Here is a 23,899-nt window from a genome sequence, read left to right as displayed (position 1 = left end):
GGCGCACCCGAAGGTGCCCTCACGCACAGCCGCCATAGAGTGCAGGAAGAAGACCTGAACAAAACAGCGACGCGATACGCCTTAACTCAAATCCGGGCGACTAAACCCGATCGCTGATGGGCAGCGACGGGGCGGAGATTAGAAGCCCAGACGGTGGGGCGCAAGCGGTCGGGGATTCTCTCGGAAATGTCCTTCAAAAGAAAGAGACGGTGCCTGCAAAAACCGGCCTGAAAGCGTTGCAAAACATGATCTCAACCCACGTGCGCAGAACCCGTGGGAGCGAGCTTGCTCGCGAAGACTGAATACGCAGCGCCGCATTCCTGTCATGACTCACTACTAAAACTGATCATCCTTCAGCCGCGCAAACGGCACACTGCGGTTCTGCAGCTTGCGCAACGTCAGCTTGTAGGCACTGGACTTGATCTGACTGCCCATCGGCGTCTCCTCCAGCAAAATCCTGCCCGACGCAAAAGCACAGCCCGTGCTCATCATCTTGTACTTGAGCAGGTACAGCCCCGGGTCCATCTTGGCGAACACAAACACCGCCCCGGCCGGCACAAACGCATGCCGAAACGCCCTGCGCCCCACCGCATCCGTGACCTTGGCATACACCGCCGACTCGCCCGCCGAGTTATCCACAGTGATCTGCGACCAGCCGTTGTCCTTGAGCACCGGCATGTCCTTCACATAGCCCGCCTTGTCCGGCCACGGCGCGCCCATCGGATCAAGCGCCGGCACGCCACATTCGGATGCCGCCGCATCCACCGGCTTAGCCGGACTCGCTACAGGTTCCTCGACCGGCGTGACAGGCGCGGGCTTGACCCACGTCTGCGCAACCGGCGCAGGCTCGGACGGCACAAACGACTTGCCTGCACCCGGGTCGTAGCCCATCCACGCGCCACCCGCGCAGAACACCACAAACAACAGCGCCCAACGCCACGCACTGCGACGACGCTTGTCACGGGAAGGGGATGCAGAAGCATAGGCAGAAGACTTGGGCGCCGGCCCCGAGCGAGCCGCCTGAGACGGCGCAGCAGCAGTGGCTGCAGAAGTGGCCGCATACACATGAACCGCCTGCCCACGCGCAGCATGCGCCTGCTTGCGGCGCGCAGCGTCCATACGCGCCTTGTGCTCATTGGCAGCGAGCTGCGCATCATAAGCCGCACGCCGCGAAGGGTCAGCCAGCACATCGTGAGACGCGTTGACGACGCCCATCATCTCCGAGGCGTAAGGATCTGGATTCCTGTCAGGGTGCAGCTTCTGCGCCAGCTTGCGATAAGCCTTCTTGATCTGCTCAGGAGAGGCATCGCGAGCGACACTCAGCAGCTCGTAATGCGTAGGCGTTCTCTGCATTGCACTTGCTGTCCATGGCCGACTGCCATTTTCGATACAGCTGTATCGGCCAAAAAGCCGGTAGCTCCAGTGCAAATCCGACGCAACAGCAACCAGCGCACAGGAAAATGCCCGAATCCAGAGGATCCGGGCATTTCTTGAAACATCGATGAAGCCTTCGTGAGCGTCCAGACGCACATTCATGCGATTCAGACAGCCATCCTCAGCCCCACCTTGCGCAAGACCCAACAGGCCATACGCAACTACAAATATCCTTCAACAACTCCTCAGCGAATGACCAGCCTGCGGCAAACAACACCCCAAACCTGGTTACGATCCATTGCATCACTCATCAGATAGTCCTTTATCTGCCTGGCTGAAAAGCCAACGACCCGTGCTGCTGACTCAGTAGCCTGGGCCGTTGAGAACAAGCCTATGCAAAGCCCTCCTGCCCCGCAACTGCTCAAAAATGGCGGGGTCGGATGAGTGCCTTCTTGAGCGCCAGATAGCCATCAAGGCTAGACATATCGGTTTGCAAGGCCAGGTGAAAAATCCAGCGTTCCGTGATGCACAAGCCGTGTGCGCCAGCGGCAAAATCAACGCCCGAATTCAACGCCATCCGCCCTGCCACACAGACCAATCCGTCCAAACCAACAGAAACGTCCTGCACCACCACCTGCCCACATCCGACCTGAAGCGCCAATGGTCGATTTTTTTCAACTGAATCAGACAGCTAGGCTTTACAAGCGCATCAGACTCTATATACTCGCAGCCCATTACGCCGGTATAGCTCAGTTGGTAGAGCAACTGACTTGTAATCAGTAGGTCCCGGGTTCGACTCCTGGTGCCGGCACCACATTAGGCTCCATTGCATTCTACTGAATGCTCTGGAAGCCCCGAAAACCCGCCCTTTGGCGGGTTTTTTCGTTCAAGGACCCTCTGTCGGGATCCAACAAAATCCCCCTTCCCCGAGGGTATGTTAGGGGTACTGCGATTTTCCGGTCAGGAGCGCGTACCCCTATGCCACGTCTAGCGATCCCTCTCAGCGACCTGCAATGCCGCACGGCCAAAACCCGCGAGCGCGCCTACAAACTGTTCGACGGTGGTGGCATGTACCTTTTCGTCAAACCCAATGGCGTGAAGACCTGGCGCTTGAAGTACACCAAGCCCAAAGGCAAGGAAGGTACGCTCATCATCGGCAACTACCCCATAGTTACCCTTTCCGTCGCACGACGTAAGCGAGACGAAGCCAAGGCGTTGCTGCTCGACAACCTCGACCCAATGGAAGAAAAGAAGAAGGCCAAGATCGTAGCCCAGCGGGCGGCACTGCTTTTCGAAACCGTTGCTCTGGAGTGGCACGCCGACATGTCTCGTCGCTGGACCGAAGGACACGCAAAAACCGTGATGAGCCGACTGCGTACCCACGTCTTCCCGCTGATCGGCCAACGCCCCATCGCTGAACTCGATACCCATGACCTGCTAGAGATCACCCAGCGCATCAAGGAACGCGGCACCATGGATGTGGCGTTACGGGTACAGAACTACTTATCCACCATCATGCGCGGGGCCAAAAGGGCTCGGCAGATCACCATGAATCCTGCACTGGATCTGGCAGGCTCGATTCACGCGCCGCGCACAGTCCATCGCCCCGCCCTATCCCTCAACCGCCTACCCGAACTGCTACAACGCATCGACAACTACAACGGTCGCGAGCTGACGCGCCTTGCCGTCCTGTTGACGTTGCATGTATTCGTCCGCTCCAGCGAACTACGCTTCGCTCAATGGAGTGAGTTCGACCTTCAACGCGCCATGTGGGAAATCCCAGATACGCGCGCACCGATTGAAGGGGTACGCAACTCCACACGCGGGACCAAGATGAACGGCGACATACAAATGGTTCCGCTATCGCCGCAGGTCATCGAAATACTGGAGCGCCTGCGCAGCCTCAGTCGCTTTTCAGAGTTGGTGCTACCGGGCGACCACAAGTACTGGAAGCCCATGTCCGAGAACACGGTGAACACCATGCTCCGCAACGTCGGCTATGACACCAGCAAGGACGTGTGCGGCCACGGCTTCAGGACCATGGCCTGTAGCGCCCTGCTTGAGTCCGGGTTATGGACCGACGCAGCCATCGAAAGACAAATGAGCCACAAGGAACGTAACCGTGTGCGCGCCGCGTATATCCACAAAGCTGAATTTCTGGAGCAGCACCGGCTGATCATGGCGTGGTGGAGCAACTACATTGATGCCAACCGCCATGGGCATGTGACGCCACACGAATTCGCTCACCCAGTCGGCGACAACATCACGGCCCTACAAAATAGCCGTGGCGCATCCAAACGTGGGTAAGCCTGTGAGATCACCGCAGTCCGCCCTTCCACGCGGGTCCATCCAAGCAGGGCTGCAAAGCCGCCCTGCTTGGATGGACCTCACTTGAAAAATCTAAAGCCCACGCGAATTGTCTGTGGAAAACCATAGATTTCCACCGGTGGATAATTTCATCCACAGCCGAAGAATTCCCGAAAAATCGAGCCTTGCCCCAAATTATCCACAGGCGTAGAAAAGATCGGGAAAAGCGCTGTCGTTGACAGCACCCCAGGTAGCCAGAACCCTTAAGGCTACGCCACAGCGTGGTGGTTCACCCAAAGTGCGATTAGCGTCCGGCGGCTCGCACAGTCACAGTCATGTGATGGATGCCTACTTCTACGGAGTGCCCACTGCGGCAACTCATACCCCTTCCTAGCTGCGCTGCAGCAACTCATCCGCTTGGCCATTCCACTGCGCCAACCTGCGCCCGTCTCTTTCTCTGGAAAGAGACGGGCGCTCCTACCGCTGCTGCAGCCCTGATCGCATGGGGCTTTGCGGCATTCCCTCTCGTGACAATCGGCGTGACAAACACCGAAGCCACCAGCAACAGCGATGCAGATGATGGTGCCGCAGCCCAAGGAATGGACTGCACCTGACTGACAGTCAGGCATGCCCCGGTCATCGCTTCACTGCCGTCACCCGACTCAGGATCTCATGTCACCGGTCTCGTCAGCTGGTGCAGCCTCCACCCGCCCACTTCTTCGGAAGTGTTCAGGAGGCCAGATCATGAGATGCCCAGGCGCCCGGTCGTAAGGAGCCGTCAGTCCCGCGTTAGTGGACAACCCTCACAGGTCGCAGGGGCCTTGATCCCTGATAACACTCAACATTCTTGGCGGGATGACGTGGGGAAGGTTTTAAGAGTTGGCTTCGAGAGGAGTTTGATCATGAAATTGGTCGGTAGACGAGACGGGCGAAATTTTGGCTATGGCCGGCAACTGAGTTATGCCGGACCGCAAGCATTGAAAGATCTGTTCGGCGGCGGACACTACGGCACGGTCAAAGCACACAGTGATCGCTGGCAAGCGTTTGTACGCTGGTGTCGATCGGAGGAAGGGCCGGGGTTTAACGATGCGCGGCTAATTGATCGGCAGGCGTTACTGGATTACGCCGGCTATCTCCGAAACCAAGTTGAACAAGGTTCCCTGGCCATCGCGACTGCACAAAACCGGCTGTCCAGCGTAAACCGAACCATGGCCGCGCTTCGCGGTGATCAGTCTGTGAAGGTGCCGAGTCCGAGTAAGGCTTTAGGAATGCAGTGCACTTCCATCCGCACAACAGCCCCGCAAGGCCAGGACCGCGAACAGGTAATGCGGATAGTCGACGCACTCTGCGAACACCAAATGCCGCGCGCGGCGGCCATCGCACAGTTGGCGCGAGCCACCGGCATGCGCTTACGCGAGGCCATTTTGGCGGACCTACTGCGTTTAAAACGTGAGGCCGAACACTACGGCAAGATCAACATCCAGGATGGCACCAAAGGCGGCCGATCAGGTACGTCAGCACCTCGCTGGATCGCGGTGAACGATCATATCCGCGGTGCACTGGCATTCGCCCACCATGTCTCACCCGACGGTAGCCGCAACCTACTTGCACCGAACGAAAGCTACCTCGATTTCCAACGAGGAATCGTCCGTCCTGCACGGGACATCCTCCATCAGTACAGCCTCAAAGGCTTCCACGAGTTGCGGACAGCCTATGCATGCGAACGCTATGAACAAATCACCCATCATCCCGCGCCCATTAACGGTGGCCATTATGATCAGCTCGACCGACACCTAAATCAGGATGCCCGAATGCAAATCAGCTATGAGCTAGGGCACGGCCGTGTTGACGTGGTATCGGCTTACATCGGTGGTCGAGCATGAGCAAGCCATTCGACATCGAGCTGTTCTTAATAGGCGTGTTGACCGGTTCAAATACCACGCGCCAGCGTCACCTTCGCCAAGCAAAGGTAATTCAGGACGCAATCACTAAGCGCTGGCAGCAAGATAACCCATGGTGCTGGCAGAAAAAGCATCTAGTTTGGTTCCTAACTGCTACAAGAGAAGAACGTTCGGAAGAAACTAATTATTACTATTTGCTAACCACACAGTTAATAGCGAAAAGACTCGGGAAGTCTTGGTTCGTTCATCGTGGCCAAATCATAAAACAAAACGAATAAAACTCTAGCCATCATGCAATCACTGTATGTGGCCGCCGCACGAGCACAAAGCCTACGTCCTCTTCCGACCAAACGTTTACAATTTCGAAACCTAATGGCACGAGAAGATCCACAACCACATCGTTCGTCATGACGCCATAATAAGTGTAACCCAGGCGCCCTTTATAAATATAGCCATACATATGACGACGCCCGGATTCAAATTTAGAAAACGACGAACACCTAAATTGATTAACAAAAAGAGCTTCGCCTCCTCCCTGCAAAGCAGAGTAAATAATACATAATGCGCTCTGCAAATAGTCAACACAAGGGATTGCGGATAGCACATTTGAACAATTTATAAAGTCAAAACAACTATTAACGCCTTGAGCCACTGCACTCTCAAAGGATAAAACCTGCGCATGGGCGTAGTGCGTTGATACGTATTCAGCTACGCTAGTAGATACCCCTCTCACCATCTGATTACGTGAAAGCTGTAAATCAGAATCCAAGAAAACGACTTGTTTACTTAACGAAAAAATTTCATCTGAATATCGAAGTTTCCCACAACCAAAATCCATTACTCTATGACTGCTAGGTCGTGCTCTCAGGTAGTTGCTAACGAATTTGGATTTCTGCTTGTACGATTTAGCAGCGTTTTCCGATCTAATTATCTCACCTTCAATCAAATATCTCATACACTATTTAACCCCGCGAAAATACTGAGACAACTTCAATTTATCTATTTGATCAACCTGAGAATATGATTTTTTAAGCGTAATAAAAAACAGATGAAAAAACAGAAGTAGCAGTAAGCCTAACAGATAGAAAAAAAGCTCCCTATCAACTTTGTCATCATTAAAAATCAATAAGTACACTATAGTCAGCAATACGACAAAGAAATGTTCGAATATTGCCCAAAAAGACAACGTATAGCGCCAAAACAAATGAACATAGTGCTGATTTATTAGAGCCACCTCCTTGTAATATATATCGCGCATGAAGCTTTTCACTAAATCACGCGTGGCTTTTCTTTCTACCTGAGAGTAGCGCAATGCCTTTTTTGTAATAGCGCGATCCCAATATAATCTTAGACCCAGAACTTTTGCTAAAATATTATGGGCTTCCAAGGAAAAACTTGCCAGGAAAGCAATTGATGCCAATGTGATTGGGACCAGGCCAAAAGAAACCACCCACTTCAATAAAACACCTTGGTCTTCCGTTGCAGGAAGCAAGTCAGGGCTTATTTTTATAACTGGTAAATATCCAAACAAACTCATAAACACGAAAAAAATAAAACTACTGCAGAATGTTATCTTATTCAACTGCTCTAGAAGATCATTATAACTAGCGGGAGACTTTAAACTTATCATCGATCACCAATAAAATTTATTGAGGCGACTATTACACGCCATAAATCCACAAAAGCCCACGCTCCCGTAGCGCATAAAACCATACTCTTACAATCGACCTCGCTTCAAGAACATCTTTTGCTTAGACCCAGGAAATTTAGGCTCCCAATCTTTATCCCTAACATCTCCAATATAATGATATTCAGTTCCCGATATAATAATCTGAACACCTGTCGCACGTGAAAATACTTTAAGCGCATCAACATAGCGCCCCAGATCGACCCCATGCATCTCATGTTGTTTTGGAGTATCAAAAATAATAAACGACACTTTCTTTCTTTTAAAAAACTCAAAACACTCAAGAAGCGCTGCATGATAAGCAAGAATCACACGGAGCCTAGTACTCCCACCTAACTGAGCTAATCTCTCGCTGCCTAAAATTGGCACGAAATCCCCCTCAAACTTTATATCGCTAGAAACATTATTTGTATCGAGTATATCCATCCACTTAAGCATATTCTCTCTCAGCACACTTCTAAATCTAATGATGAGAGGATTACCTTGCCCAGTTTTTTCTAGTTCTTCCCTTCGATTAATAGCTTCATCTTGAGCGGACAAAGCTTTAACATAGCGATCCGAAATATCTTCGATCGAATCTAAAGACTTTTTATCCTGCTCTAGACCAAATATCCTTGATGTAATTTGGGTAATCGCTTCAACCAGAGCTTTAATATCTGAAGTATTAACCAAGGAATTTCGTCGTTCAGTAAGGCTTTGAGTTTGAGCTACCAACTCACCCCGACGAAGACTTAATTGTTCACCCCTCCCACGCCCAATCTCAACATTGCGCTCCAGATCCTTTAACTGGTCCTTTAAATAAAGTAAATTCTTACCATAGGAGTCAGAGCTGAATGAAAACAATTGACAGCCTGGAGAGTTGCATATTTCCTCAAAAGAAGAAAAAACTCTTTTCGCTTCTTCATTCAGGCTCAATGTATTGATTTCGGTTTGAATCTCTGCATGAATTCTTTGAAAGCTACGGTCGCGCTTTGAGATATCCCCTAGCTCCCGATCTAAAGATCGGATAGTTTCGTTATTCGATCCAATGAGTTCATCAATAGCGTCTGTGGAGGCAGTTTTATCTGCCGTACCACTTTTCAGCTCTTCAAGTCTCTGGTACAAAGACTTTAGTTCCACATCTATTCCTACTGAATCTATAGATCCGTAGACATCTTTGGCTGATTCATATTCTTTTTTTAGTGCATATACTTGCTTATCGCGCTGTTCGAGTTCACGTTTAGCGTCAATCAGTTTCTTTTTCGCATCAAATGCGTTCTTCGGCGCCACGCCCAAAACAATCCGAATCGACTCCGAAAGCTGATCCTTTATAAAGGAAGTGCTAGGGCTATAATACTTACGATACCCTTCCTCTTGATCTAAATAATAGATAGGGAGCAAAGCAGAAAAGTACGCCTGCGCCGCCTTTTTTTCATCGCTAGAGACCAATGTAGGTATATCAAACCCTAACAACTCAAAAAGATATCTCGAGTAGTCGAGCTCATTTAAAAACTCGTGCTTAACTCCTGCAAAATCGGTTAGAACAACATCTAGTCCCGGTTTAAAATAACGACGAGCAACATAATTAACATTATTGACTTCAAATTCCAACTCAGCACACAGGCAGTTCTCGAGAATGTCATCTCGAAATTTACTTGGATAGCCGAGACAAAAAACTATAGACTTGATTAGCGGTGATTTACCACAGCCATTAGGACCGAAGAGTTGAGTGATATCTTGGCCAAATACCAACGACTCTGAACTCCATCCATTATCGCCCTTCGGGAAAATTTGAAGTCTGATAAGCCTCATACAAGCTCCAGGTCCATCTGCTTATTCACACAGATATTTCTATAAGATCGTTGAATCAACGAAAGGTTATAGGATAAATCATCATCATTAGACAAAGCTCTATCAATGACCTTTTGTCCTAGGGTTGTAGCGAGCATTCTATTATCGCTTTTTCGGATTTCAATCATGCCGGATCGTTCTAGAAAGCTAATGGCTTTTACCGTCCGTATCCTTAAGATTGCAGACCAACCTAAATGATTGGAAGACCCTTTGAACCCGACTAATGAGGCTTCGATGGACTCTCCCACCATCTGCCCAATTTCAGTCACAATTGGCTTACGCCGGTCCTTAGCCAATAGAAGTACGATCATTGAGATGAGAGGCAACTGAAATAATGCCTCATTACTTAACTGGTAGTTTTTTTGAACATCTTTTTCTAAAACCACAATTGAAATTTCGCGCCTGGTTACACTCTCAAAGAATTCGTCATAGTTCATGATTTACACCTAACCAGGGCAGAAATAAATCCACCGAACAAAAGTGGTGGTGTTAAGTCGTATGCCAACCCCAGACAATCCAGATCCACCATCAATTGCTTCAGTTTTGGATGCAGCGCACCTAACCTAAAAGATTTGGTGCCATCAAGTGTATCGGCAAGTAACGTGTCAACCTTCGAAGCTATAGAAAGGAGATCAAAATCGGAAAGCTTATTTCTATTATCTCGAAGCCAAACATCCCACTCAGTTTTACATCTCGACGAATATTCAATCTCCTCGTTGCTAGCTCCAGAAGCAAACATCGTACGCTGGATTACTGACGCCGATTTAATTGCTCTAGCATCACCTCCTTGAATCAGAGAATGATACGCCTCTCTAGATATACTTAACAAATCAAGCAAGTCATTTATATCAACACTTGCCTTAATATTAATAGTAGCCTCATCAAAGACAGAAATCACCCCTGAAGTTTTTTTCGACATCAACTCCAACAGATTCACTAGTATCTGCCTTGCCTCATTAAACTCCAGATCGATTTCACTAAATTGGTATATCTTAGTCCGAGCATCGGACTCGAAGCTATTGTTTTTATCTTTTATAAACGAAACGTCAGACTCAAATCTAAGCTTAGAAAGTTTTTCAAGTATTTGGGTCTCTGAAAGTTTGGGCTCGGTCAACACGAAGCAGTCGTTAAAATTATCGACAATAAATCTCAAATATTTATTGGCAACATCATTACGCTCTAGGCTTACAGACATTGCCTCGACAGTTTCATCCAGGTGAGCATTAGTCATAAATACAATTTTTGCACACACGTCCGGAAAAGTTACCGTATGCTGCAATAACTTTCCGGCGAAGCTAACCTTCACATTTTCTGCGGAGTGGCTCGCATTTTTTTGGGTTTTAAGTCCAAATACCTCGTTAAGCGTCCAATTCTTACTGGTTTTAGCGCGAGTTTTAACTTGAAAAAACTCGTATTGCTGCTTACCAGAGACCTTCTTTCCAATCACGAAATCGTCATGGTAATCGCAAAAAACTCTATCAACTTCGCCGCCTTCCAAAATCTCTAAGGCGGCTAGCGCGGCAGCTCGTATCTGAGCCCTATACCTTAAGAAGGTATCTCTACCTACTTGTTCGCGGGGCTTTGTTGAGTAAAAATCTTCAGTACTATTCATGAAGTATCTACGAGTCCCTTCTCAGCTGAAATATCTTTCTCAATTTTAGCTAGCACATTCCATCGGCCAGTTACATATCTTTTGTTGACTCCGATATGCGAACAATAATACTGACCAGTAGCTGAAACTTTTACTAGATGAGCTGCACCTTCTTCGGCTCCAGCCACAAAGCACCGCCTACTGATTAGCTCACCGGTAGCGCTGAAAGTTATCATTATGCCATTACACCTGTCTACCGTAAGGGTTCAACCCGGCCCAACAACATGCGCATACCCTGAGCTTGTGAATCTTCGTTCGAGATAGGAGTCAAGGACTCCAATCACAAAAAGGATCTCCCGAGTTCGATTCCGCTTAAGTCCATAACTAGCTGATTCATTTATGGTTACGGATTGGGGTATGCCAAATTTTCCATCGAATTCCAGTCCTGCAGAAAACCTAGCTCCGCCCCTAGCTACCGTTCGTCTGGTGCCGCACCATACAAGGTTTCAAAGGTGGCTTTCACAGCCTTTGAAATCTCCGAAAAACCCGCCTTTTGGCGGGTTTTTTCGTTTTGGTCTGGAAAATCCAGATTGAGACACTGTCTGCGACGTCGAGCCAAGAGGCTGAAATGAGATTTCTTGAGCTCTACCTAAAGGGCGATGCGGTGGAAGAAGATATCCACCGGTTCGTGGAAGACTGGCACGAAGGCCGCGACGATGGGGGCATCGAACTGCACGAGTCCTCGGCATGAGCTGGGAAAAGTATCGGGTATGGGCAGCAAACCCCGACAGCCCTATCCTTCATACTGGCGGCTAGAAAACAGGGTAGATCTCTAAGTCAGTAGATCCTCTGAAGTCACCTTTGACACCCTGACCGCTAGGCCCGACTGGCAGAGCTTTACAAGGCTATGGTGTATTGTCGGTCGCTAGGGCTAGATCGATTCCAGAGGGACGAAAATGACGTTGAATGTCGGAGGGCTGGCCAGGATAGCAATGGCCAATCCATTAAACGCTGAACTCATCTCACGCTTACCTTCACTAGGCTTAAATCAATGCATGCTCACTGCTGGCTGCCTGTTCCAAGCCGTCTGGAATCATCAGTCTCACTTGCCGTCAGCCTGGGGGGTAAAGGATTACGACGTTTTTTACTTCGACAATGATCTGTCTTGGGAGGCAGAGAATGAGGTCATCGGCTCTGTTCAACGTCTCTTTCAGGATCTAGAAGTTAACATTGAGATCAAAAATCAGGCTCGCGTTCATCTGTGGTACAGCCAGCGGTTTGGCGGGAGTTACCCCCAGCTTCAGTCGGCCAAAGAAGGGATTGATCGCTACCTGATTGCCGGTACCTGCATAGGTTGGGATGTTGAAACTGGCGAAGTCTATGCTCCCAATGGCTTGGCCGACACCGAGCAAGGGCTACTTCGTATCAATCCAAAGAATCCCAAGCCAGATCTGTTCTATCAGAAGGCGAAAAGTTATCAAGCTCGCTGGCCATGGCTCAGGATCGTAGACCCTCAAGGTTGAATCGGAACGCGCGGAGTATGCCGATGAAGGCATTTATTGGGGATGAGAGCCGATTGCTGCCTATCCCTACGGGCTGCAAACGGCACCGGTTTTGTGAAAGCACATCCGCGCGCCCTTGCTATGATTCCTGAGGAGCTCATCGCAAGATTACCAATGAAGTGCTTCATCCGATGCGAACATCGAGGTCATAACACTTTGCTTCTGAAAAGCCTCGAGGACTGTGTCAGCGATATCAGCCTAACCCCCATCCAGCATCGCCTGCGCGCCTGGAGAGCACATATCCACAACCATTAAGCACATGGTTCGCGATTTCATACTCACGCCAATCAGCCATAGTCCACCCACAAATGTCCTGCGGCCAGCACTCAATCAACCAGGCGACGGCATTGATGAATTGCCCATGCGAAAACACTGCGATGTTCTGGGCGGGGTGCTCTGCGAGTCGGGCCAGGAAAGTCTTTGCTCTGGTTATAAATTCTGAAAAAGACTCAGCGCCTGCGCCATCCGTAAACGCCGGGTCTGACCTGACCCAATAGGCGTCGACCCAATCCTTTCTCTGGGCAACGGTCGTGTTGGCACACCGCGCGGGTTCGAGGTAGGTGAATTCCTGAATAGGCCAGGTTTCAAACGGGGTGTCAGGATAGGTCGCTACGGTCGCCATCGCGGTTGCTTGCGCTCGAGAAAACGGCGAGGCGACAATCAAATCCGGCGCATGAGTGAATGATCGGGCCACTGACTGCGCTTGCTCTACCCCCTTCAACGTGAGAGGGATAGTCGCGTGATCCACGCTGGCTTCGCCTGCGTTGGCGGCGCTTTGTCCGTGACGAATTAGTCTGACCTGCTTCATTAATCAGAGACTCGCGTAAGAGGCAGAGGCTGAGCGCATTCAAGCATACGCCCCCTTCTGGCAAAACCCGTCAGCATCAGGGGGCATACAGGCGGTTGATTACCACTCACGCGGCGCAATCAGCTCCTCAATGTCCGCGTCAGTGAAACCATAAGCGTCTGCTATCCGTACGAAATCCTCAGCAATGGTTTCGCGGGCGACGGTTTCGATCTCACTGCCGTTCTCTTCGAACACCTCCTCCAGCTCGTTGATTTGCTCTGTCGCTTTGTGAGTCAGGGCATACAGCGCGTCGAGGTCAGAAGGCTTTTGCTGCTCGATTTCGCGACACAGGTTGACCAGCACGTCTTCGCACATTTTCACAACGGCATCAGGGAAATACTCGTCCTGATAAATGCCTTTCGGGAAGGTGTGTTTGGCCATGGTTTCATTGGTCAACTGCATGGGTATCCCTCGTCGATGTACAGTGAGCGCTCAGTGAGTCCAATTGAGGTGACAATCGGAGATGCATCACAAGGATTGTTGTCCAATCTTATTAACTCAGACAACCTAAAAAGTTGAAGCGGTCCTACGGACGTCGGCTAAAACTCTGACCAAGATTTCCTCGTCATAAATCTTTATGGCCGCAGAACTCATACGACAGGTCATAGCCAATAAATCCATCAAATACCACGCTTCGTATGAGTTAGGTATTTGTAACCCCCTCCTAGCCATGTAGGAAAGTTTCACTTTGCGGCCTTGGGTTCTAAACAGACTATGTAGTACCGTAAACCTGAGTACATCCATAGACGCAGACAAAGATGTGACACATGACACGCCTGAAGGGGGTGCAAATAGAAGTTCGTTACGTTAACCTTGATGAAGGAGGCTCCTCCGCCCCAACTGTAAAATTCATTTCCAAGGAGCAGGAATGGCATTTGACGCATTTATCTGGATTGACGGCATCGCCGGAGAATCTAAGGACTCGGCCCACCAGGACTGGATTGAGGCCACTGCCTTCAATCTAGCGGCGACGCAAGATGTCTCTAGAACTGCCAGCTCTTCGGGCGGCGCAACCGTCGGCCGGGTCTACCTCAGTGATTTCAGTGTCGTGAAGCTGGTTGACTCATCGACACCAAAAATCTTCCAAGCCTGCTGCGCTGGCCAACATCTGAAGAAGGTAATTTTGAGCCTGTACCGTGCAGGCGGTGAAAAACAAAAATACATGGAAGTCATATTTGAAGAAGTCATCATCAGCGGCGTTGAGTCAGGAAACCTTTTCGATAGAACGCCCTCTCCATTCCCTGAAGAGGTTATTCGCTTTGACTATGCCAAAGTAAAAATGACCTATTCGCAGCAAAGCAGGGAATCAGGACTGTTGATCGGAAAAGTTTCTGCAGGATGGGATCAGATACGTAATAACACTTACGCATAAGGATAGTATAAGTGGCTAGAATATATTGTTATGACGGAGATTGTGGACTTACTGCAAATCAGTTGCTATGGATAATTGCATCTGAAACTGCGATGGATGAACTCGGACTCGATGATGTTGCGGCTGCCTTCGGCATCGTGACCGGGGCTAACATAATTCCCACGCGCGCAAAACCCGGGGGGGCAACCAAAAACACGTCTATTCTGTCTTTACTATTAAGACGTGCACTTAAGAAACGGCGATTCCCTGGAGGCTATAGGGCGCCATCAATAGTAGGTTGGCGTCCCCCGCACATTCGCAGAACACCGAGCGTTGGTGCTTTCATAGCACGCGCGATTCCCGTCGCAGGCTGGGCTTATACTGCGGCGGAGCTAGGACTGATAGGCTACAAAACAGTTGTAACTTATAACTCCATTGTGAGCACCGAAGATCAGGTTTTCTAGTCATGAACGAACCCCTTGATTACAAAATAGTGGATAGCATTGTCGTCTGCATCCAGGATACCGTAGGCTTTGGAAGAAGGGCGTTTGAAAGCTTCAGCTTGGCGACCGATGTCGCAAGGGACCTGGGCATCGATGGCGACGATGCAAATGATCTTATGGTCGAGTTTTTCGAAAGGTTCTCTATCGATCTTAACGATTACGACCCTTATCGGTACTTTTTGGAAGAAGGTTTCAACTTCTTTTCCTTCAGGCGCGCCAAAGACAGACGCGGAAACATTCCATTGAGGGTGGGCATGTTGTATTCAGCCTTGAAAGCAAGACGTTGGGATACGCACGCATTTGAACAAGCCACATTCAGCGATGCTCCACTGTATGAGCGCACAGAAGATATTCCGATTGATGGCTACAAGATAAAGAGCCGTTGATCTTGCCTACGTGATCCGCTTGGTATGCATGTTATACCCCAAGCGCCTTACGAAAAGTGAATGCGCTCGGTGATGACGTCAGGTCGCAGCAATCCACGTAATTCAAACCCCCTTTCAGCGTGACGGAGGTTTCCTGTGCGCGTGGCCTTGAGCAGGCCGCGACCTACCAAGCTCCCGAGGCAGAGCTCATAAGGCAGCTGCGGCATTGGGTATGAAAGCAGGTGTCGACCAATAGCAGCACCAACAACTGGACCAATTCGAGAAGCTCGACTAATGAGGCTGGCACCATACAAAATAAGTACTTTCAGCAATACAGGCCCTTTTTTCGCATCAGATTTAGCAACGCACATGTAGATCTTCATTACGCACAAACAAAACAGACAGCCCTCCCCGCTATGCCTCGCCACGCGTAAGACGTTTCCGATTTCCTCAGATATCTCCGCTCACGCCTCAAAATCCTATAGCTATTTCGCAGCCCATCGTAGTAGCGTTGCGCCTCTACCGACTATCGATAGGACTGAGGGCTCATGAGCCCGGCACGGAGCAATAAAAATGGATTTTCTTGAAGCACTCAATTCCCTTTCAGCAAAAGTCCGCCAGCAAGCTGCGTCCATCCGCACCGAAGAGGCTACCAAAACGGCTCTGGTCATGCCGTTTATCCATACTGTGCTGGGCTACGATGTATTCGATCCTTCTGAGGTTGTGCCGGAATACACGTGCGATGTAGGCACCAAGAAAGGTGAGAAGATCGACTATGCCATCGTTAAAGAGGGCAATATTCAGATCCTCATCGAGACCAAGAAAATCGGCGAGCCGCTGAACATCAATCATGCCAGCCAGCTGTTCCGTTATTTCCATGTGACCACTGCAAGGATTTCGATCCTCACCAATGGCCGGGTCTACAAGTTTTTTACAGACCTGGACGCGCCTAACAAGATGGATGAAAAACCATTTCTTGAACTGGACCTGTTGGCGATTGATGACCATGCCATTCCGGAATTACAGAAGCTGACCAAGTCGTCCTTCGACGTTGAGTCAATTCTCAATGCCGCTGGCGAGTTGAAGTACGTAGGTCAGATCAAGCGTGTGATTGCGACCCAGTTCAGTCAGCCGGACGACGATTTCGTCCGTTACTTCGCGTCACGCATTTATGAGGGCGCGATCACTCAGAAGGTACGTGAGCAGTTCACGATTCTGACCAAAAAGGCCACCTCGCAATTTCTGAACGATCAGGTCAACGACCGGTTGAAGCTGGCAATGAGCGGAGTTCAGGCGCCCACGGTGGCCGAAACCATCATCGAAAATAACACTCAGCCTGAAAAGGAAGAGCCGTTAGACGACCGGATCGTGACGACTGTGGAGGAAATGGAAGGCTTCCATATCGTCAAGTCGATCATCCGCACTGTGGTTGAAGCAAAACGTATTGCTCATCGTGATACACAAAGCTATTTCGGCATTCTTCTGGATGACAACAACCGTAAACCCATCACTCGCCTGCATTTCAATCGTGCTCAGAAATACATCGGTATTTTTGAAAAGGACAAGGGCGAGACCCGCCACCCGATCGCTTCTCTGGATGATATTTACGGTTTTGCCGATGCTCTCAAGGACACCGTATTGAGCTACGCAGAGTCCTGAAGAAGTATTAATAACGTCAAGCGCGCGCGTGGCAATGCGCGCCTTGCAAGTACGCCGTAATATTTCCCGGCCCCCGACCTCCCTCAAGCTCCCCCCTCCTTCGTCGATACCCTCCATACAACCCCGCAATCATGGATCGATGAAATGGTTATCTCACTAACCCCCGGCAACAACACGTCTCCCACCATCACCCTGCCCAATTCCGGCATCACGCTCACTCCAAAGCCGCTCACCGATGCGCAGAAAGAAGCGTTTAAGAACGCTGCTGCCAGTACACCCGCTGTCGTTTATCACCCGAGTACCGAAGTACCTGCGACTACCGAGCCGATGGAAGCGGTTGATACCTGGATAGGTCGCTCGCAGTCGCCTGATTTCCCAGAGATGGCGGCGCAGCACAGTAACTCGACGGAAGCGCTGAAAACGTCATATGAAGCGTTCACGTCGACGCTGGCGTCGGTGTATCCGGATCTGGCCAGCAAGAAGTTCGGCTTCACGATCGAGGCGGACGGTAATCTGAAGGCGATCAACAGTTCTGGTGAGTTGAGCGAGGCGGATACCAAGCAACTCAATACATTGTTGAATGCGTCCAGCGGGCTGAAAGCCGCTGCGGCTACCTATCGGGAGACGGCCATTGATCTGGTCGACGCCGATTCGCCCTGGAGCGGCAGTTATCTGGGTCGCTACAACCTGAACAAAGAGAACTTCGCCAACTCTCTGGATCTGGGCGCGTTGTTTATTCCCAAGACGTCGACGCCATCGAAAGATCAGATCGACGGCATGTTCTTCAATCAACTGGCGTACAAAGGTGAGCTGCACACCCACGAATCGGAGGCGGCCATGCTCGCTGCACGTGCGGCGGAGAAAGCTGCCTCGGCGGGCTGATCCCAACCCGTCAGCACATCGGCAAACGTGGCGGGCGGAGGTAGTAGTTGTCGAACTCGCCGCTCTCAACAAGCTGAAACCCATGGCGGACGTAGAAGCGGTTGGAGTCGCTTTCTTTCAGGGCGCCCACTCGTACTGTGGATGCGGTTGCGTCCGCTTGCGCGAACACTTGCCGAAGCACGGCAGCACCAATGCCCTGCCCTTGAACAGCCGGCTTGACGTACAGGTGATCCAGCAGCAGGCCGTCGCTGCTCGGTTTGACGACTACAAAGCCGACCTTGCTGCCGGCGACCTGGATGTAGTGCGTGCATGACGCAGAAAATCCTTCACGAAAACGCTCTCGGGCGCGCACCGGATCGAACCGGCCAACGCGCTCGAGGCTTTCGCGCATGGCTTCGATACGGATGGCCACCAATGTTTCGAAGTCTTCGGGCTGGACCGTTACCAGGGTGATATCGGGTTCGATCTTGCGGGTCAACGGCATTCGGGTCGCTCCCTGTTTATTGAGCAATATCACTTGGGCTGGTGGTGATGGGCAACAGGTTAATGCCGGGTCGGCCTCTACGTCAGACGTTCGAAGTGCCTGCTTGCAGCGCTCGCGCCAACCACTCCTCCCGCGTCATCTCCCAGACTTCTACCTCGAACCGTCCGCCAACAAACTCCCCGTCCTGGGTGCTCACTTTGCGCATGCCTTCGCTGATCGAGATGCGCCGCGAGGCTTCATTGGGGGCGGCTTTGGGCACTTGCATCAGGGGCATGCCCATCACGTCGAACCACTGTCGATCGATCGCGCGGCAGGCCTCTTTCATGTAGCCGTGGCCTTGCCAGTCCGGGTGCAGCCAGAAGCCTCGGTTGTTGCCGGGATGGGTCATCAGGGTGATGCTGCCGATGATGTCGCGGGGCGCGCTCTGCAGGCGGATCATCCAGTGCCATTCGGTGCCGTTTGCTATGGCGGGCAGTGCGACGTCCTGGATGTAGCGCAGCGCACCGTCCTGTGGATAAGGCCAGGGGACGCGGTTGTTCAGGTAGCGCACGATGTCCCAGAGCGGAAAGCGTTGCTGAACCGCAGGCGCATCCTCAAGCTGCAGTGGCGTCAGCAGCAGGCGGTCGGTGTGTAGCGTGGGGGTGATGGTCATGACGATGTCTCTGTTCGTCGAAACGTGCTCACTGGATGAACGGTCCCGTATGCCGGGGATTTAAGTCGAACTGCTGGCTGCAGGTGGGGGTCTATCCAGCACCTTTTATACATCGGTAACACCAGTGCCCAGAATCATAACGGATGAAACACCCGCGAAAGTGGTGGATGAGCAGCAGGTCAAATTGTTTGGCTCGCCCAAGGAACGGCTGGATTTTTATCGACGCGAAATTCATTACGAAACCACCAACCTCTCCAACCGCACCAACGCCTATTTGTCGGCGCAGTCATTTCTGGTGATTGCTTACGCATCGTCGATGGCCAACATGAACACGGCCTGGGGCGCGATGTTCACGCTGGTGGTGCCGCCGATGCTGGCACTGTTGGGGCTGCTCAGTACGCTGTTCGCCTGGCCGGGTATTCGGGCGGCGTGCGACATCATCCAGCACTGGCATCACAAGCAGGCGCAACTGTTGCTCAGCGAACCGGTAATCGGGCTGACCTATGACGATTCGCCGTTGTTCAGCGATTGGGAGTCCAGCGAAACCGGGCCGAAAAAGTCCTTGCTGTTCTCCAAGCGCAGTCCTTGGCTGTTCAGCTTTTTCTGGATATTCCTCGGCAGTTTCGCAGTGTTTGTTCAGTTGGTCGCGGACTGAGACAGGCGACGGCCTTTGCCAGGCCGCCGCCCTCGGATCAGAAAACGTTGATCGGGTAGTCAACGAAGATGCGTGTCTCGTTGCCTTCGCTGTTGTAGGCCTGTGCATCGTCTGAGACCCGCAGGAACGAGTTGCGCAGGCGGATCGAGAGGTCTTTGGCCGGGCCGCTCTGAACCACGTAGGTCAGCTGGCTGAAGATTTCGCGTTCAGTGCCGTCGCCGCTGCCTGCGGTGCCATCGTCGATATTATCGCCGCGTACGTAGGCAGCCTTGTAGCTCAGGCCGGGCAGCACCAGTCCGGACAGGTCGATGCCATACGCCGCCTGCCACGAGCGTTCGTCCTTGCCGTTGAAGTCGGACCAGTAGGAGTTGGCGAGGTAGATGGTGTTACCGCCATCACCGTAACCGCCGTCGTTGCGATAGCCGCCGTAGGCGTAACCCATGTCACCGGTGCTGCGCTGATGCGCCAGGGTGAAGGAGTGGATGCCCACGGCCCAGGTCGCGGCCAGGCTCCAGATCTTGTTGTCACGTGCGTCGCTGGCCGTGAAGTCTTTGTCCAGTCGGGTCTTGTAGCCATTGAAGTCGAAGGTCAGCGACTGGTCTTGCGGCAGGGCGAAGACGTAGTTCAGGTTCAGGTACTGCTTCTTGAACACGTCTTCGTTGTCCGAAGCATAGAAAGCGGCGCTGAACTCATCGGTGAACTTGTAGCTGGCGCCGTAGACGTTGATGCTTTTCAGGTCACCACTGTCGCGACCTTCAGCGCTCTTGCGCGCTTCCTGGGTGAAACGCCCGGCGACCACTTCCAGCCCATCGATCTCTTTGGAGGTGATCAGCGTGCCGGTGTAGCTTTCCGGCAGCAGGCGGGAGTTGTCGTAGCTCAGCACCGGCAATTGCGGCATCTGATCGCCGTACTTGATGACGGTATTCGAGAAGCGCGCTTTTACCGCAGCACCTGCACGGGACAGGTCATCGGCAGCCGCGCCGCTGTCGCCCTGCTTGAAGAAGTCGATGCCGCCATTGCCACTGCGGCCCTTTCCGCCATCGAGGCGAATACCGTACAGCGCAAAGGCGTCGACGCCCACGCCAACCGTGCCCTGAGTGAAACCGGACGCGAAGGTGCCCATGAAGGCCTGGCCCCATTCGGATTTGTCTTCACGGTCGTTTTTGTAGTCGCGATTGATGTAGGCGTTACGCAGGTTGATGTTCAGGCTGCTGTCTTCAACGAAGCCCTTCGAATCCGCCTGGCCCTGCGCCATGGCCTGACTGGCGCTGATGATGCCCAAAGCGAGCATGCCCATACGTGTGTTAAGCATCTTGTCTTCCTTGTTCTGCAAATGACATGCGCTGTGGCGGCGGCCAATGGCCGTCTGGCTTCCAGCCTCTGATCAGGCGGTGGAGCGCCGCACGAGGTCATCGCAGTGGACTACGAAGCACGTACAGGGGTGGAGCCACAGGCAGTGGGGGCGCGAATCCTAGTTCGGGTGCCTGGGGGTGTCAAACGTGTAGATGGACGGGTTGGGGCGTGGTGTATTACTTAATCTGTCAGCACGCGCGCCAACGCTTCGAATTCGGCATCGTTGAACAGGCCTGCCGGATAGCGCTGCAGCAGCATGGCACGTACGTCCGGCCTGGCGTTCACGGGCCTGGTTGTCCTTAACCAATCCGCCACTCGCTGGCGTGCCTCGTTACTGAGCGAAGCAGAAAAACCACGGACTCGCTGTTGGCTCATACCTGCATTCATAACGAAAACCTCTTGATTCATGAGGGGCTAAATCTACTGATGCCATGTGACAGTCAAGCTAAGAAAACGGGTTTTCGCCAGTCTGATTTAGGGTTATTCGGATAAACGAACCCAATTTAGTTATAAGGTAACGCATAAAAAAGCCCATCAGATGACGGGCTTAATACAGCAAAAACGAGACCAACTAGTTGCTGTTAGATACAACTAGTTACTAAGCGCTAGTTCTTGTGGGGGGCTGGCTGTTGCTGTGTCAGGCAGTGGATATTGCCCCCGCCCAGCAGTAACTCGCGGCCTGGCGCCATCACCACCTCATGCTCTGGAAACAGCTTTTGCAGGATCTCGCGGGCCTTTCCGTCCATCGGATCGTCGAAGCTGGGCGCAATGATGCCGCCGTTGACGATCAGAAAATTCACATAAGACCCTGCCAGACGCACCGAAGGGTTGCGTTCCTGGCTGCCATGCACCTGATCGACGCCTGCGCATTCTTCTTCTGTTGCGAACAATGGGCCTGGAATCGGCATTTTATGCACGATAAACGCACGACCTTTGGCATCAAGGGTGTTTTCCAAAATACTCAATGCTGCGTGGCAGCGTGAGTAGTTGGGGTCTTCGGGATCATCGGTCCAGGCCAGTAACACCTCGCCCGGACGGATGTAGCAGCAGAAGTTATCCACATGCCCGTCGGTTTCATCGTTGAACAGGCCATCCGGCAGCCAGATGACTTTATCCACAGCCAGGTAATCGCCGAGGATCGTTTCGATCTGTTCACGGGTCAGGTGCGGGTTGCGGTTGCGATTGAGCAGGCACTCTTCGGTGGTGATCAGCGTGCCTTCGCCATCCACGTGGATCGAGCCGCCTTCTAGCACGAAGCCTTCGGTGACGTAACGCGGGCAGCGCTCGATTTCGAGTACCTTGCTGCCCAGCTGCGAATCGAGGTTCCACGGCGCATACAGGCCGCCATCGAAACCGCCCCAGGCATTGAATTCCCAGTTCACGCCACGTACTTCGCCACGGTCGTTGATGACGAACGTCGGCCCGCTGTCGCGCACCCAGGCGTCGTTGCTGCTCATTTCCACAACGCGGATGTTGGGCATGTCCAGCCGCGCACGGGCGTTGTCGTATTGTGCAGCGGACACCGCCACCGTGACCGGCTCAAAGCGGGCGATGGCCTTGGCGATGGCGACATGGGCAGCCTGGGCGGGCTTGCCACCCAGGCGCCAGTTGTCCGGGCGCTCGGGCCAGACCATCCAGACCTGGGTTTGCGGTGCCCATTCGGCCGGCATGTGGAAACCGTCGGCGCGTGGCGTGCTATTGAGCGTGGTCATGGCGATCAGGACTCCAGCGAACCGTCGAGGGTCTTCACCGCGCCGTACAGGTTAGGGCGGCGATCACGGAACGTGCCCCAGGCACTGCGGATATGCTCCAGCTCGTCCAGGTCGAAGCTGTGGACCAGCACGCCTTCCTCGGTTTCGTTGAGCTCCTCGACTTTTTCACCGAACTGGTTGGCGATGAACGACGAGCCGTAGAAGGTGATGTCGTAACCGTCCTGCTCTTCGTTGCCGATGCGGTTGCTGGCGATCAGCGGCATCAGGTTCGCGCCGGCGTGACCTTGCTGCACGCGCTGCCAATGGTCGCGCGAGCTGATGGTCTTGTCATGCGGCTCGCTGCCGATGGCAGTCGGGTAGAACAGAATTTCCGCGCCCTGCAACGCCATGCTGCGCGCGCACTCCGGGAACCACTGATCCCAGCAGATACCGACGCCGATTTTCGCGTAACGGGTCTGCCAGACCTTGAAGCCGGTGTCGCCCGGGTTGAAGTAGTACTTTTCGTGGTAGCCGGGGCCGTCCGGGATGTGGCTCTTGCGGTAGATGCCCAGGTTGCTGCCGTCTGCGTCGATGATCGCGATGCTGTTGAAACGTGCGCGCCCTGCCAGCTCGAAGAAGCTGATCGGCAATACGACCCGCAGTTCTTTGGCGATTTTCTGGAAGTGCTTGATCGCGACGTTGGATTCGAGGGTAGTCGCCAACTGCAAATAGTCCGGGTTCGGCTTCTGGCAGAAGTACGGGGTTTCGAACAGTTCCTGAATCAGGATGATCTGGGCGCCCTTGGCGGCAGCTTCACGTACCAGCTTTTCAGCGGTCTCGATGTTGGCCTCCAGATCCCAGGAGCAGGCCATCTGGGTAGCAGCGACAGAAACGATACGGCTCATGAAAATATCTCCAGGGGCGGTTGCAAAGGACTTATCACCATAGCAGACGGGCGATGACGATTATGAACGCCTTTATAACGGATATAAATCGGTATTAAAAGCTAAATAAATGTCTTTTTCTTATTAATTTTTGAATTTTGCCGATATTAATCTGCTTAAGGCTCATGACGGCGCTCATTTCTACGAGCTGGGTGTGACGCGGAGCGTCACGAACGGCATTCCCACGCTGGAGCGTGAGGAACGATGGGTGTCGGGCACTACCTACCGTACCCATGCTCCGCGTGGGTATGCCGTTCTGGA

At 52.3% G+C, this 23,899-nt stretch carries 25 protein-coding genes and 1 tRNA gene; 12 read left to right on the top strand and 14 right to left on the bottom strand.

Annotation, left to right across the window (positions count from 1 at the left end; all coding sequences use genetic code 11):
• Positions 1-336 precede the first annotated feature (336 nt).
• Together BT119_RS25040 and BT119_RS26420 are read right to left on the bottom strand one after the other, a co-directional pair.
• The gene (locus BT119_RS25040; RefSeq protein WP_003434746.1) at positions 337-1,353 is read right to left on the bottom strand and encodes a J domain-containing protein; all 1,017 of its coding nucleotides are present in this window, start codon (positions 1,351-1,353) and stop codon (positions 337-339) included.
• Positions 1,354-1,795: 442 nt separating this feature from the next.
• The gene (locus tag BT119_RS26420) at positions 1,796-2,035 is read right to left on the bottom strand and encodes a hypothetical protein (RefSeq protein WP_371857189.1); all 240 of its coding nucleotides are present in this window, start codon (positions 2,033-2,035) and stop codon (positions 1,796-1,798) included.
• A 77-nt stretch (positions 2,036-2,112) separates the two neighbouring features.
• Here BT119_RS26420 and BT119_RS25030 point away from each other — a divergent pair.
• From BT119_RS25030 to BT119_RS25010, 4 genes are all read left to right on the top strand, one after another.
• Positions 2,113-2,188 (top strand) — tRNA-Thr (locus tag BT119_RS25030).
• Positions 2,189-2,352: 164 nt separating this feature from the next.
• Positions 2,353-3,681, top strand: coding sequence for a tyrosine-type recombinase/integrase (locus tag BT119_RS25025; protein WP_046720143.1), 1,329 nt, complete (start codon positions 2,353-2,355; stop codon positions 3,679-3,681).
• Positions 3,682-4,583: 902 nt separating this feature from the next.
• Positions 4,584-5,564 carry an integrase domain-containing protein gene (locus BT119_RS25015; protein WP_046720144.1) on the top strand — a complete coding sequence of 327 codons (981 nt, stop codon included), beginning with the start codon at positions 4,584-4,586 and terminating at the stop codon, positions 5,562-5,564.
• Positions 5,561-5,860 carry a hypothetical protein gene (locus tag BT119_RS25010; protein WP_046720145.1) on the top strand — a complete coding sequence of 100 codons (300 nt, stop codon included), beginning with the start codon at positions 5,561-5,563 and terminating at the stop codon, positions 5,858-5,860. The genes BT119_RS25015 and BT119_RS25010 overlap by 4 nt, the downstream gene beginning before the upstream one ends.
• Positions 5,861-5,871: 11 nt before the next feature.
• Here the strand turns inward: BT119_RS25010 and BT119_RS27085 are convergent, their stop codons facing one another.
• From BT119_RS27085 to BT119_RS24985, 5 genes are all read right to left on the bottom strand, one after another.
• Positions 5,872-6,420 (bottom strand): hypothetical protein, encoded by a 549-nt coding sequence (locus BT119_RS27085; protein WP_139271380.1) that lies wholly within the window; start codon positions 6,418-6,420, stop codon positions 5,872-5,874.
• 120 nt (positions 6,421-6,540) lie between these two features.
• Positions 6,541-7,119 (bottom strand): hypothetical protein, encoded by a 579-nt coding sequence (locus BT119_RS25000; RefSeq protein ID WP_139271379.1) that lies wholly within the window; start codon positions 7,117-7,119, stop codon positions 6,541-6,543.
• Positions 7,120-7,299: 180 nt separating this feature from the next.
• Positions 7,300-9,060, bottom strand: a complete 1,761-nt coding sequence (locus tag BT119_RS24995; protein WP_046720147.1) for an AAA family ATPase — start codon at positions 9,058-9,060, stop codon at positions 7,300-7,302.
• Positions 9,057-9,536 (bottom strand): hypothetical protein, encoded by a 480-nt coding sequence (locus BT119_RS24990; protein WP_046720148.1) that lies wholly within the window; start codon positions 9,534-9,536, stop codon positions 9,057-9,059. Before BT119_RS24990 ends, BT119_RS24995 begins: the two co-directional genes overlap by 4 nt.
• Positions 9,533-10,711: a dsDNA nuclease domain-containing protein gene (locus tag BT119_RS24985; protein WP_046720149.1), complete on the bottom strand. Its 1,179-nt coding sequence runs from the start codon at positions 10,709-10,711 to the stop codon at positions 9,533-9,535. Before BT119_RS24985 ends, BT119_RS24990 begins: the two co-directional genes overlap by 4 nt.
• Before the next feature lie 607 nt (positions 10,712-11,318).
• Between BT119_RS24985 and BT119_RS24980 the strand changes: the two genes are divergently transcribed.
• Together BT119_RS24980 and BT119_RS24975 are read left to right on the top strand one after the other, a co-directional pair.
• The gene (locus BT119_RS24980) at positions 11,319-11,441 is read left to right on the top strand and encodes a hypothetical protein (protein WP_256573029.1); all 123 of its coding nucleotides are present in this window, start codon (positions 11,319-11,321) and stop codon (positions 11,439-11,441) included.
• A 205-nt stretch (positions 11,442-11,646) separates the two neighbouring features.
• Positions 11,647-12,213: a nucleotidyltransferase family protein gene (locus BT119_RS24975; RefSeq protein ID WP_046720150.1), complete on the top strand. Its 567-nt coding sequence runs from the start codon at positions 11,647-11,649 to the stop codon at positions 12,211-12,213.
• A 232-nt stretch (positions 12,214-12,445) separates the two neighbouring features.
• Here BT119_RS24975 and BT119_RS24970 read toward each other — a convergent pair whose 3' ends face one another.
• Both BT119_RS24970 and BT119_RS24965 read right to left on the bottom strand, forming a co-directional pair.
• Positions 12,446-13,060 carry a histidine phosphatase family protein gene (locus BT119_RS24970; protein WP_046720151.1) on the bottom strand — a complete coding sequence of 205 codons (615 nt, stop codon included), beginning with the start codon at positions 13,058-13,060 and terminating at the stop codon, positions 12,446-12,448.
• A gap of 99 nt (positions 13,061-13,159) precedes the next feature.
• Complete coding sequence (locus BT119_RS24965; RefSeq protein WP_046720152.1) at positions 13,160-13,501, bottom strand: DUF5713 family protein; 342 nt, start codon at positions 13,499-13,501, stop codon at positions 13,160-13,162.
• A gap of 466 nt (positions 13,502-13,967) precedes the next feature.
• On the opposite strand from BT119_RS24965, the gene BT119_RS24960 reads away from it, so the two are divergent.
• From BT119_RS24960 to BT119_RS24940, 5 genes are all read left to right on the top strand, one after another.
• Entirely contained in the window at positions 13,968-14,471 is a 504-nt protein-coding gene (locus tag BT119_RS24960; protein ID WP_072367096.1) for an Hcp family type VI secretion system effector, read from the top strand.
• 11 nt (positions 14,472-14,482) lie between these two features.
• Positions 14,483-14,914 (top strand): STM2901 family protein, encoded by a 432-nt coding sequence (locus BT119_RS27935; protein ID WP_072367095.1) that lies wholly within the window; start codon positions 14,483-14,485, stop codon positions 14,912-14,914.
• Between the two features lie 2 nt (positions 14,915-14,916).
• Positions 14,917-15,339, top strand: a complete 423-nt coding sequence (locus BT119_RS24950; RefSeq protein WP_046720154.1) for a DUF1493 family protein — start codon at positions 14,917-14,919, stop codon at positions 15,337-15,339.
• Positions 15,340-15,891: 552 nt separating this feature from the next.
• A complete protein-coding gene (locus tag BT119_RS24945) occupies positions 15,892-16,977 on the top strand; it encodes a type I restriction endonuclease (protein ID WP_046720155.1) in 1,086 nt (361 codons plus the stop codon).
• Positions 16,978-17,121: 144 nt separating this feature from the next.
• Positions 17,122-17,859 carry a hypothetical protein gene (locus tag BT119_RS24940; protein WP_046720156.1) on the top strand — a complete coding sequence of 246 codons (738 nt, stop codon included), beginning with the start codon at positions 17,122-17,124 and terminating at the stop codon, positions 17,857-17,859.
• A gap of 10 nt (positions 17,860-17,869) precedes the next feature.
• Here the strand turns inward: BT119_RS24940 and BT119_RS24935 are convergent, their stop codons facing one another.
• Positions 17,870-18,343, bottom strand: a complete 474-nt coding sequence (locus tag BT119_RS24935; protein WP_046720157.1) for a GNAT family N-acetyltransferase — start codon at positions 18,341-18,343, stop codon at positions 17,870-17,872.
• Between the two features lie 82 nt (positions 18,344-18,425).
• Positions 18,426-18,995: a GNAT family N-acetyltransferase gene (locus BT119_RS24930; protein ID WP_046720158.1), complete on the bottom strand. Its 570-nt coding sequence runs from the start codon at positions 18,993-18,995 to the stop codon at positions 18,426-18,428.
• Between the two features lie 160 nt (positions 18,996-19,155).
• Here BT119_RS24930 and BT119_RS24925 point away from each other — a divergent pair, with 160 nt between their 5' ends.
• Positions 19,156-19,650, top strand: coding sequence for a hypothetical protein (locus tag BT119_RS24925; RefSeq protein WP_003372272.1), 495 nt, complete (start codon positions 19,156-19,158; stop codon positions 19,648-19,650).
• A 37-nt stretch (positions 19,651-19,687) separates the two neighbouring features.
• Here the strand turns inward: BT119_RS24925 and BT119_RS24920 are convergent, their stop codons facing one another.
• The 3 genes from BT119_RS24920 to aguB form a co-directional block, all read right to left on the bottom strand.
• Positions 19,688-20,962 carry an OprD family porin gene (locus BT119_RS24920; RefSeq protein ID WP_003434784.1) on the bottom strand — a complete coding sequence of 425 codons (1,275 nt, stop codon included), beginning with the start codon at positions 20,960-20,962 and terminating at the stop codon, positions 19,688-19,690.
• 646 nt (positions 20,963-21,608) lie between these two features.
• Positions 21,609-22,715, bottom strand: coding sequence for an agmatine deiminase (aguA, locus tag BT119_RS24910; RefSeq protein ID WP_054081364.1), 1,107 nt, complete (start codon positions 22,713-22,715; stop codon positions 21,609-21,611).
• Positions 22,716-22,720: 5 nt separating this feature from the next.
• On the bottom strand, positions 22,721-23,599 hold the full coding sequence (aguB, locus tag BT119_RS24905) for an N-carbamoylputrescine amidase (protein WP_072367092.1): 879 nt from the start codon (positions 23,597-23,599) through the stop codon (positions 22,721-22,723).
• Between the last annotated feature and the right edge of the window lie 300 nt (positions 23,600-23,899).

The organism is Pseudomonas sp. NFACC10-1 (assembly GCF_900119195.1).
Classification (GTDB): Bacteria; Pseudomonadota; Gammaproteobacteria; order Pseudomonadales; family Pseudomonadaceae; genus Aquipseudomonas; species Aquipseudomonas cerasi.
The sequence above is the reverse complement of the archived record's forward strand: the minus strand, read 5'-3'. Positions and strand labels throughout refer to the sequence as shown.

Coding starts and splice junctions, on each gene's coding strand:
- BT119_RS25040 (WP_003434746.1), bottom strand. CDS start 1,353: ATGCAGAGAACGCCTACGCATTACGAGCTGCTGAGTGTCGCTCGCGAT.
- BT119_RS25025 (WP_046720143.1), top strand. CDS start 2,353: ATGCCACGTCTAGCGATCCCTCTCAGCGACCTGCAATGCCGCACGGCC.
- BT119_RS25015 (WP_046720144.1), top strand. CDS start 4,584: ATGAAATTGGTCGGTAGACGAGACGGGCGAAATTTTGGCTATGGCCGG.
- BT119_RS25010 (WP_046720145.1), top strand. CDS start 5,561: ATGAGCAAGCCATTCGACATCGAGCTGTTCTTAATAGGCGTGTTGACC.
- BT119_RS27085 (WP_139271380.1), bottom strand. CDS start 6,420: ATGGATTTTGGTTGTGGGAAACTTCGATATTCAGATGAAATTTTTTCG.
- BT119_RS25000 (WP_139271379.1), bottom strand. CDS start 7,119: ATGAGTTTGTTTGGATATTTACCAGTTATAAAAATAAGCCCTGACTTG.
- BT119_RS24995 (WP_046720147.1), bottom strand. CDS start 9,060: ATGAGGCTTATCAGACTTCAAATTTTCCCGAAGGGCGATAATGGATGG.
- BT119_RS24990 (WP_046720148.1), bottom strand. CDS start 9,536: ATGAACTATGACGAATTCTTTGAGAGTGTAACCAGGCGCGAAATTTCA.
- BT119_RS24985 (WP_046720149.1), bottom strand. CDS start 10,711: ATGAATAGTACTGAAGATTTTTACTCAACAAAGCCCCGCGAACAAGTA.
- BT119_RS24980 (WP_256573029.1), top strand. CDS start 11,319: ATGAGATTTCTTGAGCTCTACCTAAAGGGCGATGCGGTGGAAGAAGAT.
- BT119_RS24975 (WP_046720150.1), top strand. CDS start 11,647: ATGACGTTGAATGTCGGAGGGCTGGCCAGGATAGCAATGGCCAATCCA.
- BT119_RS24970 (WP_046720151.1), bottom strand. CDS start 13,060: ATGAAGCAGGTCAGACTAATTCGTCACGGACAAAGCGCCGCCAACGCA.
- BT119_RS24965 (WP_046720152.1), bottom strand. CDS start 13,501: ATGCAGTTGACCAATGAAACCATGGCCAAACACACCTTCCCGAAAGGC.
- BT119_RS24960 (WP_072367096.1), top strand. CDS start 13,968: ATGGCATTTGACGCATTTATCTGGATTGACGGCATCGCCGGAGAATCT.
- BT119_RS24950 (WP_046720154.1), top strand. CDS start 14,917: ATGAACGAACCCCTTGATTACAAAATAGTGGATAGCATTGTCGTCTGC.
- BT119_RS24945 (WP_046720155.1), top strand. CDS start 15,892: ATGGATTTTCTTGAAGCACTCAATTCCCTTTCAGCAAAAGTCCGCCAG.
- BT119_RS24940 (WP_046720156.1), top strand. CDS start 17,122: ATGGTTATCTCACTAACCCCCGGCAACAACACGTCTCCCACCATCACC.
- BT119_RS24935 (WP_046720157.1), bottom strand. CDS start 18,343: ATGCCGTTGACCCGCAAGATCGAACCCGATATCACCCTGGTAACGGTC.
- BT119_RS24930 (WP_046720158.1), bottom strand. CDS start 18,995: ATGACCATCACCCCCACGCTACACACCGACCGCCTGCTGCTGACGCCA.
- BT119_RS24920 (WP_003434784.1), bottom strand. CDS start 20,962: ATGCTTAACACACGTATGGGCATGCTCGCTTTGGGCATCATCAGCGCC.
- aguA (WP_054081364.1), bottom strand. CDS start 22,715: ATGACCACGCTCAATAGCACGCCACGCGCCGACGGTTTCCACATGCCG.
- aguB (WP_072367092.1), bottom strand. CDS start 23,599: ATGAGCCGTATCGTTTCTGTCGCTGCTACCCAGATGGCCTGCTCCTGG.